Below are 12,151 nucleotides of genomic sequence, written 5' to 3' on the forward strand. Positions count from 1 at the left end.
ACCCCAATTCACATTCATGAATTGGGGTTTTCTATAAATAAACCTTTAGTAAACTAAGATCTGATTACTCTTTTCTTTCCTCACGTGGAGGTCTCGGCAAAAGTGCTTTTCTTGACACTTTTTCTTTTCTTGTTTTTGGATCCATACCTAAGTATTTCACTTGAAAAACATCACCCATTTTCACTACGTCAGAAACGTTTTCAGTACGTTCCCATGCAAGCTCAGATACGTGAAGTAATACTTCATTTCCAGGAGCTTCTAGGTATTCTACTACTGCACCAAAATCAAGCATTTTGATTACTTTCACATCATAGGCTTCATTCATTTGTGGTTTGAAAGTGATTGACTTGATTTTAGCCAATACTGCTTCAATTCCAGCAGGATCTGTTCCTAAGATTTCAATAACACCTTCTTCAGTAGTTGGGTCTTCATTGATAACAATTGTTGTTCCTGTTGTTTTTTGTAATTCTTGAATCACTTTTCCACCAGGTCCAATCAACGCGCCAATAAATGAATTAGGAATTCTTCTTGTAATAATTTTTGGAGCATACGCTTTAACATCTTCTTTAGGCGATGCCAAAGTTTCAATTAATTTTCCAAGGATATGTAAACGACCGTCACGAGCTTGCGCCAATGCTGCTTCCATAATCTCATATTTCAATCCGTCAATCTTGATGTCCATTTGACAAGCTGTAATTCCTTCAGAAGTTCCAGTTACTTTAAAGTCCATATCTCCTAAGTGATCTTCGTCACCAAGAATATCAGACAATACTGCAAAACGTTCTCCGTCAGTAATCAATCCCATTGCAATCCCAGAAACGGGACGAATCATTTGGATACCTGCGTCCATTAATGCTAATGTTCCAGCACAAACTGTTGCCATAGAAGATGAACCGTTAGATTCTAATACTTCAGATACAACACGGATTGTGTAAGGACAATCAGCAGGAATCATGTTTTTTAAAGCTCTTTGCGCTAAGTTTCCGTGACCAACTTCTCGTCTTGAAGTTCCTCTTAAAGGACGAGCTTCACCAGTTGAGAAAGGAGGGAAGTTGTAGTGTAAGTAGAAACGCTCTTCACCTTGTTGTGATGGAGAGTCAATTTGGTTTGCTTCTCTAGAGGTTCCTAAAGTGGCTGTTGCCAATGCTTGAGTTTCTCCACGTGTAAACAATGCAGATCCATGTACAGATGGTAAGTAATCTACTTCACACCAGATTGGTCTGATTTCTGTAGTTTTTCTTCCGTCTAAACGTGTACCTAAATCTAGTGTTACATTACGAACTGCTTCTTTGTTAGCTTTGTAAAAGTATTTAGAAACTAAATCGCCATTTTCAGCCAATTCTTCTTCTGTAAATAACGCTTTTACTTCTTCTTTTACTGCTGCAAATTGAGCTGTTCTTTCTTGTTTTGCTGTACCTTGTTTTGCGATAGCATAACACATATCGTAAGATGCGGCTTTTACTTTAGCGTAAATTGCTTCGTCTTCTCTCTCTCCTTCGTACGTACGAGTTTCTTTTTTTCCAAAAGCAGCTTGTAAACGTAGTTGAGCAGAAATTTGATTTTTGATATGTTCGTGAGCAAATTTAATTGCTTCAAGCATTTCTGCTTCTGAAATTTCTTTCATCTCACCTTCTACCATTGCAATAGAATCCATAGAAGCTCCAATCATCATATCGATGTCTGACAATTCTAATTGAGCACGACTTGGATTGATAATGAATTTTCCGTCAACTCTACCAACTCTAGCTTCAGAGATTAATGTTTCAAATGGGATATCAGACAAAGCTAAAGCTGCTGATGCTGCTAAACCTGCTAATGCATCTGGCATTACGTCTTCGTCATGAGACATTAATTGAATCATTACCTGAACTTCTGCATGGTAATCATCTGGAAAAAGTGGACGTAAAACACGGTCAACTAAACGCATTGTTAATACTTCGTTATCACTTGGTCTTGCTTCTCTCTTAAAGAAACCACCTGGGAAACGTCCTGCTGCAGCAAATTTCTCACGATAATCTACCGTAAGCGGAAGAAAATCGATACCTGGACTTGCTTTTCTTGAAGATACAACTGTACCTAAAATAACAGTTTTACCTATTCTTACTACTACAGATCCATCCGCTTGTTTGGCTAAACGACCTGTCTCGATTGTGATGTTTCTGCCATCACCTAAATCGATACTTTCTACAAATAATTGTGGAATCATAAATTTAATTTATTAGTTAAACATGGGTTCTAGTTGTGTTGTAGTTGTTGTTGTGCGTAGTTAATGCCTAAAACCCAATGAAAAACCAAACTTTTTTTAATTGCCAATACTAATTAGTATAGACTTTATAGTGTAGTCTTAGTTCTAATCCCTTTTTTCGCAGGACCAAAATAGAACTTCTAGACTCTAAATTGTAAAATAAAAAAAGAGGCACTTTCGCACCTCTTTTGTATTGATTATTTTCTGATATTCAATACTTTGATAATCTCACGATATCTGTTGATTTCTGTTTTCTTCAAGTAATCTAACAAAGATCTTCTTTTTCCAACTAGCAATACTAATGAACGCTCTGTGTTGTAATCATGACGATTTTTTTTCAAGTGCTCAGTTAAATGGCTAATTCTGAAAGTGAACAAAGCAATTTGACTTTCTGATTTTCCAGTGTTTGTAACATCTCCGTGTTTAGCGAAAATTTCTTCTTTAATCTCTTTAGTTAAATACATTCCAATATTTGTTTAATGATTTTTATGTATGTCATACATCTATTGTAAGACGGGTGCAAAGATAATCTTTATTTTTAAAAAGGCAAGAGAAAATTTGTCTAAGCTTTAAGAATTTAATTTTCAGTAGATTATGCTGTAAATAATTTCGCGATTTCTTGATTTACAAATTCTAAAAATTTTTCGTCAGTTTCGGTAAAAGGATCAATAACATGACTATCAATGTCTATTTGTCCAATATTTTCTCCATTTACAAAAAGAGGGACTACGATTTCTGATTTTACAGTAAAACTGCAAGCGATATAATTGTCTTGTGCCGAAACGTCTGGCACTACAAAGTTCTCATTAGAGACTGCTACTTGTCCGCAAATACCTTTTCCAAAAGGAATTACAGTATGGTCTGTTTCTGCTCCCACATAGGGTCCCAGATGTAAAGTTTTGGTTTCCGGATTAGCAAAATAAAATCCTACCCAGTTGTAGTAATCAATAGAATCGCTTAAAAGTTGGCAAATAGTTAAAAGCTTTTCGTCTCTTGAAAGGGTTGTATTTGTTGTGATTTCGGTTACTTTTGGTTGTAATTCTTGAAATGTCATGGTTTTTATTTATATTTATACAAAAGTAATTTAAAGCAGGTTTCAAAAATTATATAAATTTGTTAAAAAATTGATTTTGAAAAAATATTTTATTCTCTACAAGCCTTTTTTGCTTTTTCTGATTGCCTTTTTTTTTACTTACATCGTCCTGACTGTTTTTTATCAAGAATATCTAAATAGCTTTGGGCGAAATAAACTGGACTCCATAACAAGAATGGTGGCTACGAATACAAGTCAATTTTTGCATTTTTTTGGTTTTAATTTTAAAATTGAAGAGAATCAATCGCATTCCTTTATTAAGTTGATTTTTAATCATAAGTATGTTGCTCGAATTATTGAAGGTTGTAATGCGGTCAGTATGATCATTTTGTTTGTTTCTTTTGTGGTATCTTTTTCTGGAAAGCTTAAGCCCACTTTGCTTTTTATTTTTGGTGGTAGCCTTTTTATTTATATTTTAAATGTGATCCGAATAGCATTGTTATGTGTGCTTATGTTTCATTTTCCAAAACAAGAAAACTTTTTGCACGGAGTACTTTTTCCGTTGTTTATTTATGGGGTGGTTTTTATTTTGTGGGGAATATGGGTACTTAAATTTTCAAAATATGCTTCAAATAATACTAAATAATAAAATCAGATTAGCTCAATTCCTTTTTTTTGTGGGATTGTTAGTTCTTATACGAGCTTTTGAAGATCAATTGTTTTACGACCCTTTTTTGGATTATTTTAAATATAATTTTGCTAATTTATCCTTGCCTATTTTTAATCCGTTTCAATTATTTTTTGGGCTACTGTTCCGTTTCACTTTGAATACCATTTTATCGTTGGGGATTATCTATGTTCTTTTCAAAGATATTCAAATGGTAAAATTTGCCCTTGTTCTTTATTATTTTTTCTTTATGATATTAATTGTTACTTTTTTCTTTATCATCTACTACGTTAAGGGACATAATAATTTAGTACTTTTCTATGTTCGTAGATTTCTAATTCAGCCCATTTTTGTACTATTATTTGTTCCGGCATTTTATTACCAAAAACAAAAATAAGTACTCTTTTTTCGTTATCTTTATTCTGCTTAATTCCTTTATTGTTAAATAAATAAAAGTATGAAGATAGTCAAACACTCGGGAGATATTGTAGATTTTAATCCTGATAAGCTTAAAACTTCGCTATTAAAATCTGGAGCAAGTAGTAATGTAGTTGAAGGCGTTCTTAAGTCGATTCAAAATGAGGTTTATGAAGGAATTTCCACTAAGCAAATTTACAAAATGGCTTTTGAATTATTAAAAAAAATAGCTAGTTCTCATGCAGCGCGTTATAATTTGAGAGAGGCAATTCGATTATTAGGTCCCGCAGGTTTTTTCTTCGAAAAATATATTGCCAGAATTTTTGCCTCCGAGCATTACACAACAGTGACTAATTTGACTCTGTTTGGAAAGTGTGTCTCTCATGAAATAGATGTTTTAATTAAAAAAAATGATATTATTTCTATGGTGGAATGTAAATATCATGTTGGTCGAGATGCAGCAACTGATGTGAAAGTTCCTATGTATATCTTGTCTCGATATAATGATATTAAAGACAGGTTTCATCCCATTTTTACTCAGAAAGATACCGTTTTAGAGTGCTGGATTGTCACTAATAATCGCTTTACGTCTGATGCTGTTGATTTTGCAAAGTGTTCGGGATTGAACTTGTTGAGTTGGAATTATCCTACGAATAATAATTTAAAAACAAAAAATGACACTGCTAATCTTTATCCGGTGACTTGTTTGACCACTTTAACTCTCGCTGAAAAAGACAAACTGTTGATTTTAGACGTTATTTTGGTAAAAGAAATAATAAACAATTCTGATTCTTTAGATAGAATAGGGTTGAGTTCAAATCGGATAAAGAATGTTTTGAAAGAAGCTTCTGAATTATGTAGGTATATTTAAAATAGATATTGCTGATTTGTTTAATCTTAAATCTGGTAAAATGAAAGTGAAATTTATTGGTGGAGCAGGAACTGTTACGGGTTCGAAAACATTAATTGAAAGCAACGGTATTAGGATTTTGATAGACTGTGGACAATTTCAGGGTATTAAACCATTGCGAGAGCTCAATTGGGAGCCATTGCCTATTTTACCTTCAACAATAGATTTTGTTTTGTTGACCCACGGACATTTGGATCATTGCGGCTGGTTACCCAGATTAGTTGATCAGGGTTTTACAGGCAAAATTTATTGTACCAGTCCAACAAAAGATATAACAAAACTAATTCTTTTGGACAGCGCCAAAATTCAGGAAGAAGAAGCGAATAATACTAATAAAGGAAAATTTTCTAAACATGAAATTGCACAGCCGCTTTATAACATTGCCCAAGCTGAAAAAGTTTTCCCCCATTTTAGAGTTGTTAAAACCAATGAGTCAATCCCTGTGGATGCTGAAATTACTGCAGTTTACTCTAATGCAGGACACATCTTGGGCGCTTGTACGATAGAATTGCAACTCGAAAATAAGATATTAGTTTTTTCTGGAGACATTGGTCGTGATAACGATGTATTACTGTATCCGCCAACAAAACCCAAAAGAGGCGATTATATATTTTTGGAAAGTACGTACGGAGATCGTCTTCATCCCGATACGGATGTCAAAGCGGAACTGGAAATGTATATCAATAACACTGTTGCGAAAGGCGGAACCATCATTATTCCCAGTTTTGCTGTAGAGCGTGCACAAACAGTCATGTATTTATTATGGCAACTCAAAGAAGAAGATAGAATTCCCAATATTCCGTATATTATTGATACACCAATGGGAATAAGTTTTTTGGATATTTTTGAAAATAATAGAAAGTGGCATAAATTACCAGAGCACGAATATATTGCTATGTGTAAAATGTTTTCAATGATTACAGATTATCAGGAAACGATTGCAACTATATATGATAAACAGCCCAAAGTGGTTATTGCCGCCAGCGGAATGATTACAGGAGGGAGAGTGCTGAGTTATTTAGAACGATATATAGGTTTGCCGGAAACCACGGTTATTATTATTGGCTTTCAAGCAGAAGGAACTCGTGGAAGAAAATTGTTAGAAGGAGCCAAAGAAATTAAAATTCAGGGTAAATATTATCCGGTAATGGCAAATATTTTGGAAATAGAAAGTTTATCAGCTCACGGAGATCAAAAGGATTTGCTAAACTGGCTTTCAGCTTTAGAAAATAAACCTACAAATGTGTTTTTGGTTCATGGCGAGAATATATCATTAGATGAACTTCGGATAAAAATCAATGAAAAATACCATTTTGATTGTAAAATTCCTTTAATGGGGCAAGAATTTGAATTGTAATTTTTAACACTATTTTTGGTTTTAAGAGTCTCTTTATTATCTAATTTTGTATCATGAATATTAAAAAATGCACTAGTTTGTTTTTAGCCTTTCTGCTATTGGTTTCCAATGTAGGATTGGCTTTTAATGTGCATTATTGTGGAGAAGAAATTGCCTCCGTTTCTTTACGTACAAAGGTGTCGCAATCAACAGAAAAAAGATGTTGTGAAAAACTCGTTACCAAAAAGGATAGTTGTTGTAAAGATAAAGTTGTTAACTTCCAGAAAAAATCAGATAACGCTACAATTAAAGCATTTTCCTTTGATACCGCTTTTTCTTTTCTGATTCAGGAATGGCGAACAATTGTTTTTTCTTCGAATAAAAATTTCAGAAGTACGCAATCTGCTGTTTATTTTTGTGAGGTAAGTGCACCGCCACTTTTTAAGTTGTACAGCCAATATATTTTTTACGCCTGATTTTAATGTTTTAAAAGTCAAATCGCTTCTTGTGATTTGAATCTGCTTTTTATAAACATTAAAATATTGTATGATGCAAAAAATAATAACGCTTTTTGTTGTGATTTTTCTTTCGATTCCCGTCTTTTCTCAAGAAAATCTGCAGGAGGTAAAAGTCGTCCAAAAACGAAAAGGAATTCAAAAATCTTTCACAGTAACAGGAAACACAACCTTAATAACAAGCAAAGAATTGCTTAAAGCAGCTTGTTGCAATCTTGCTGAAAGTTTTGAAACAAATCCCTCTATTGATGTCAATTTCTCGGATGCTTTGACGGGAACAAAACAAATCAAAATGCTTGGCCTAACTAGCCCATATTTAATGATAACCGAAGAAAATGTACCTTCTGTACGTGGTGCTTCTCAAGCGTATGGTTTGTCGTTTACTCCCGGAACTTGGGTTGAAAGTATCCAAATCACTAAAGGTGCAGGGAGTGTTGTCAATGGATACGAAAGTATTTCAGGCCAAATCAACACGGAGTTGTTAAAACCGTTAAATGATATTCCGTTTTTCTTGAATGCATATGGTTCTACAGATTCCCGATTTGAATTAAATACCCATTTTAATACCAAAATCTCGGATAAGTGGAGCAGTAGTCTGTTTCTTCACGGCAATGCTCGAGTAGCGAAGCTGGACATGAATGACGATGGTTTTCTGGATAATCCATTGGCAAAACAAATCAATATTCTCAATAGATATCAGTATTATAATGCCGAAAAAGGTTGGGTGAGTTTTATCAATTTCAGATATATGAATGATAAAAAACAAACAGGAGAATTGAATTTCAATCCAGAAAGAGACAAAGGAACAACTAATTACTGGGGTTCTGAAATTAATACAGAGCGATTGGATGTTTCGACTAAAGTGGGGTATGTTTTTAAAGACATACCTTATCAAAGTATTGGTTTTCAAAACGCTTTTAACAGTCATGATCAACAGTCTTACTTTGGTTTAAACCAATATAATATTAAGCAAAGCAGTTATTATTCAAACTTGATTTTTAATTCGATTATTAATAATACGATGAATAAATTTGCTGCAGGTTTGAATTTTACTTACGATAAGTATCAAGAGTTTGTTAACGTAAATGATTACAGCAGGATTGATAATTCAGTTGGTGCTTTTTTTGAATACACGTACGACAACGCCGATAATTTTAGTGTAATTCTTGGCGGAAGAATCGATAATCATAATCGTTTAGGGACATTTCTGACGCCACGATTGCATGTTCGATACAATCCTTGGGAAAAAGGAGTTTTACGATTTTCTGCGGGAAGAGGGAAACGTTCAGCAAATATTTTTGCTGAAAATCAACCTCTTTTTGCCAGTTCCAGGACCTTTGAGGTTTTAGATACAAACGGGAAAATTTATGGTTTGAATCCTGAAATTGCATGGAATTACGGTTTGAGCTTTGCGCAAAAATTCTCACTCTTCGGTAAAAGTGCCGATGTTGGTTTTGATTTCTACAGAACCGATTTTCAGAATCAAGTAGTGGTTGATGTAATGCAAAGTCCTCAACAAGTTTTGTTCTATAATTTAAATGGAAAATCTGTTGCCAATAGTTTACAACTGGAATTCAATTATGAAGTTTTTAATCATTTAAATTTGCGTTCAGCTTATAAATTTTATGACGTAAAAACGGATTATCTTTCAGGAAATTACCAAAAGCCATTACAGGCGAAACATCGTTTTTTTGGTAATTTAGAATATGAAACACACGTAGGAGAGAAAGGAAAACAATGGAAATTCGATTATACTTTTAATTGGATTGGTCAACAGCAATTGCCCAATACGGCTTCAAATCCAATAAATGACAGGTTACCTGAATTTTCACGATCTTATTCTTTAATGAATGCTCAAATTACAAGAACTTTCTCTTCAACGTTTGAAATGTATATTGGAGGAGAAAATATTGGAAATTACACCCAAGAAAAGGCTATTATTGGGAGTGAGAATCCTTTTGGCTCCACTTTTGATGCATCAATTGTATATGCGCCGGTTTTTGGACAAATGTATTATGCAGGATTGCGATTTAAAATAAAATAAGCACAGTGTAAAAAAATCAATAATCACAATAAAAAGTAAAAATGAAAAATATTATTTTAATACTAATGGTAAGTTTTCTTGGATTTGCTGCTCAAGCACAAGAAAAGAAGAATAAAAATGCTAAATATGTCAGTGAAGTAAATGGTAATTGCGAGCAATGCCAGAAGCGAATTCAAAAAGCGGCATATTCTGTGACTGGAGTGAAGTCAGCAGTTTGGGATATCGAAACACATCAATTGAGCTTAATACTTAACGAAGAAAAAACATCTGCATTAGAGGTGAAAAAAGCGGTTGCCAAAGTAGGTCATGATACGGATGAAGTGAAAGCGACAAATGAAGATTATCAAGGTCTACATGCGTGTTGTTTGTATGAGCGAAAGTAATTTTGAAACCCAGAGCGAAAGCTTATAATTTTTAAATTTATTTTAAAGGATGAAATTTATAAAAGATTTATAATTGCGTTTATCAGTGTTGCTGTAATACTTTTAAGCGTTAATTAAACTTTAAAGTCAAGTAATAAATTGCGGTTGAGCTAAATTATTCTTACTTTCACGACCAATAAATTTAATTACAAATCGTTTTTATGAATAACTTTGATTGGACGCAATTACTAAATCCGGAATTTTATATCAACCTTCAAATAGGAGGAGTTCAAATAGGTTTGTATATAGTTTTATTTATAATTTTTGCTGAAACAGGTCTTTTTGCCGGTTTTTTTCTTCCTGGAGACAGTTTGCTTTTCCTTGCAGGGATTTACAGTAAAGATTTGATCCAAAATATGATTGCGATAGATAGCGATTTTATTAATGTTACTTTATTGTCGTTGTTGGTTGCCGCTGCAGGAATCGTGGGTAATACTGTTGGTTATTGGTTTGGAGCAAAAAGCGGGTATTATTTATTTAAAAAAGAAGATACTTTTTGGTTCAAGAAAAAATACCTATTGCAGTCGAAAGATTTCTTTGAAAAGTATGGCGGGAAAGCAATAATATTTGCGCGTTTTTTACCTATTTTTAGAACCTTTGCGCCCATTGTGGCTGGAATTGTATCCATGGATAAAAGTAAATTTATGTTCTTCAATGTTTTGAGTTCTTTTTTATGGTCCTTTATTTTGATTTTTTCGGGACATTATTTATATGGTGTCTTTTTAGAAAATTTTGGAATTGATTTAAAAGAACATATCGAATACATTATAATAATTATTGTACTTATAACTACTGTTCCAGTTTTATTTAAGCTTTTGAAGAAGAGAGTACATATAAAATAATCAATTATACTATTAATAAAAAAACTCCGTTTCAATTAAGAAACGGAGTTTTTTGTTTTAAAAAGGGAGTGAATTACATCATTCCTGGCATACCTCCACCCATTGGGTTTCCGCCACCATTATCTTCTTTAATATCAATCAAAGCACATTCAGTAGTCAAGATCATTCCTGCAACTGATGCTGCATTTTCTAAAGCTACACGCGTTACTTTTTTCGGGTCAATAATACCTGCTTTAAGCATATCTACATATTCGTCTGTTTTGGCATTGTATCCAAAATCACCTTTTCCTTCCGCTACTTTTGCAACAACAACTGAGCCTTCAAGACCTGCATTTTCGACGATAGTTCTCAATGGAGACTCTACAGCACGAGATACAATTTGAATTCCTGTTGCTTCATCCGCATTGTCCGCTTTGATAGTGCTTAGTACAAGTTTTGCTCTTAGTAAAGCAACGCCTCCACCAGCAACAATTCCTTCTTCAACAGCAGCACGAGTAGCATGTAGTGCATCATCAACTCTGTCTTTTTTCTCTTTCATTTCTACTTCAGAAGCAGCACCTACATAAAGAACAGCAACTCCTCCAGCTAATTTAGCCAAGCGTTCCTGTAATTTTTCTTTGTCGTAATCAGAAGTTGTAGCTTCCATTTGGCCTTTGATTTGGTTGACACGATTTTTGATCATATCAGCTTCGCCAGCACCACTTACAATTGTTGTATTGTCTTTATCGATAGTCACTTTTTTGGCAGTTCCTAACATTTCGATAGTTGTGTTTTCCAAAGTGTATCCTCTTTCTTCTGAAATTACTGTACCTCCAGTTAAGATTGCAATATCTTCAAGCATTGCTTTTCTTCTGTCCCCAAAACCAGGAGCTTTTACTGCAGCAATTTTCAAGGCACCACGTAATTTATTTACCACCAATGTAGATAACGCTTCCCCATCAACATCTTCAGCAATAATCAATAATGGTTTTCCAGATTGAGCAACTGGTTCCAAAACGGGTAACAATTCTTTTAATGAAGAAACTTTTTTGTCATATAAAAGGATATATGGATTTTCCAATTCCACTTCCATTTTTTCTGGATTGGTAACAAAATAAGGAGAAAGATACCCTCTGTCAAATTGCATTCCTTCCACAACATCTACATAAGTATCAGTTCCTTTGGCTTCTTCCACAGTGATCACACCTTCTTTTCCAACTTTTGCGAAAGCTGCAGCGATTAGTTCGCCAATTACTTCATCATTATTAGCTGAAATTGAAGCAATTTGTTTGATTTTTTCAGAATCACTTCCTACTACTTTAGCTTGTTTAGCCAAATCAGCAACAATAGCTTCAACTGCTTTATCAATACCGCGTTTTAAATCCATTGGATTTGCTCCTGCAGCAACGTTTTTTAAACCTTCTTTTACGATAGCTTGAGCCAAAACAGTTGCAGTTGTTGTACCATCACCAGCTAAATCATTAGTTTTAGAAGCAACTTCTTTAACCATCTGAGCGCCCATGTTTTCTAATGGATCTTTTAATTCTATTTCTTTTGCAACGGTAACACCATCCTTAGTAACTGTTGGGCCTCCGAAAGATTTACCAATGATTACATTACGACCTTTTGGTCCAAGTGTTACTTTTACAGCATTTGCTAATGCATCAACACCACGTTTTAATCCGTCACGTGCTTCTATATCAAATTTTATATCTTTTGCCATCTTTATTAGCTTTACGCA

At 33.9% G+C, this 12,151-nt stretch carries 12 protein-coding genes; 8 read left to right on the forward strand and 4 right to left on the reverse strand.

Features of this window, described 5'->3' with window-relative positions; translation table 11 throughout:
• Positions 1 to 64: 64 nt before the first annotated feature.
• The 3 genes from ACFX5D_RS01410 to ACFX5D_RS01420 form a co-directional block, all read right to left on the reverse strand.
• Positions 65 to 2,206: a polyribonucleotide nucleotidyltransferase gene (locus ACFX5D_RS01410; protein WP_379849555.1), complete on the reverse strand. Its 2,142-nt coding sequence runs from the start codon at positions 2,204 to 2,206 to the stop codon at positions 65 to 67.
• 236 nt (positions 2,207 to 2,442) lie between these two features.
• Positions 2,443 to 2,709, reverse strand: coding sequence for a 30S ribosomal protein S15 (rpsO, locus tag ACFX5D_RS01415; protein WP_073203920.1), 267 nt, complete (start codon positions 2,707 to 2,709; stop codon positions 2,443 to 2,445).
• Positions 2,710 to 2,837: 128 nt separating this feature from the next.
• A complete protein-coding gene (locus ACFX5D_RS01420; RefSeq protein WP_379856488.1) occupies positions 2,838 to 3,299 on the reverse strand; it encodes a GAF domain-containing protein in 462 nt (153 codons plus the stop codon).
• A 76-nt stretch (positions 3,300 to 3,375) separates the two neighbouring features.
• Here ACFX5D_RS01420 and xrtF point away from each other — a divergent pair, with 76 nt between their 5' ends.
• The 8 genes from xrtF to ACFX5D_RS01460 all read left to right on the forward strand — a co-directional run bounded on the left by xrtF (position 3,376) and on the right by ACFX5D_RS01460 (position 10,431).
• Positions 3,376 to 3,924 carry an exosortase family protein XrtF gene (gene xrtF / locus ACFX5D_RS01425; protein WP_379856489.1) on the forward strand — a complete coding sequence of 183 codons (549 nt, stop codon included), beginning with the start codon at positions 3,376 to 3,378 and terminating at the stop codon, positions 3,922 to 3,924.
• Positions 3,902 to 4,342, forward strand: a complete 441-nt coding sequence (locus tag ACFX5D_RS01430) for an exosortase F system-associated membrane protein (RefSeq protein WP_379856490.1) — start codon at positions 3,902 to 3,904, stop codon at positions 4,340 to 4,342. Before xrtF ends, ACFX5D_RS01430 begins: the two co-directional genes overlap by 23 nt.
• A 60-nt stretch (positions 4,343 to 4,402) precedes the next feature.
• Positions 4,403 to 5,233, forward strand: a complete 831-nt coding sequence (locus tag ACFX5D_RS01435) for an ATP cone domain-containing protein (RefSeq protein WP_379856491.1) — start codon at positions 4,403 to 4,405, stop codon at positions 5,231 to 5,233.
• 40 nt (positions 5,234 to 5,273) lie between these two features.
• On the forward strand, positions 5,274 to 6,629 hold the full coding sequence (locus tag ACFX5D_RS01440) for an MBL fold metallo-hydrolase RNA specificity domain-containing protein (protein WP_379856492.1): 1,356 nt from the start codon (positions 5,274 to 5,276) through the stop codon (positions 6,627 to 6,629).
• Between the two features lie 53 nt (positions 6,630 to 6,682).
• Entirely contained in the window at positions 6,683 to 7,084 is a 402-nt protein-coding gene (locus ACFX5D_RS01445; RefSeq protein ID WP_379856493.1) for an HYC_CC_PP family protein, read from the forward strand.
• Positions 7,085 to 7,157: 73 nt separating this feature from the next.
• Positions 7,158 to 9,167 (forward strand): TonB-dependent receptor plug domain-containing protein, encoded by a 2,010-nt coding sequence (locus tag ACFX5D_RS01450; protein ID WP_379856494.1) that lies wholly within the window; start codon positions 7,158 to 7,160, stop codon positions 9,165 to 9,167.
• A 41-nt stretch (positions 9,168 to 9,208) separates the two neighbouring features.
• Positions 9,209 to 9,550, forward strand: a complete 342-nt coding sequence (locus ACFX5D_RS01455) for a heavy-metal-associated domain-containing protein (RefSeq protein WP_379856495.1) — start codon at positions 9,209 to 9,211, stop codon at positions 9,548 to 9,550.
• A 200-nt stretch (positions 9,551 to 9,750) separates the two neighbouring features.
• Positions 9,751 to 10,431, forward strand: a complete 681-nt coding sequence (locus tag ACFX5D_RS01460; protein ID WP_379856496.1) for a DedA family protein — start codon at positions 9,751 to 9,753, stop codon at positions 10,429 to 10,431.
• Between the two features lie 73 nt (positions 10,432 to 10,504).
• Here ACFX5D_RS01460 and groL read toward each other — a convergent pair whose 3' ends face one another.
• Positions 10,505 to 12,133, reverse strand: coding sequence for a chaperonin GroEL (gene groL, locus ACFX5D_RS01465; RefSeq protein ID WP_073203893.1), 1,629 nt, complete (start codon positions 12,131 to 12,133; stop codon positions 10,505 to 10,507).
• Positions 12,134 to 12,151: the final 18 nt, after the last annotated feature.

Origin of the sequence: Flavobacterium fructosi, from assembly GCF_042787335.1 — a bacterium.
In the GTDB taxonomy this organism is placed as follows: Bacteria; Bacteroidota; Bacteroidia; order Flavobacteriales; family Flavobacteriaceae; genus Flavobacterium; species Flavobacterium fructosi.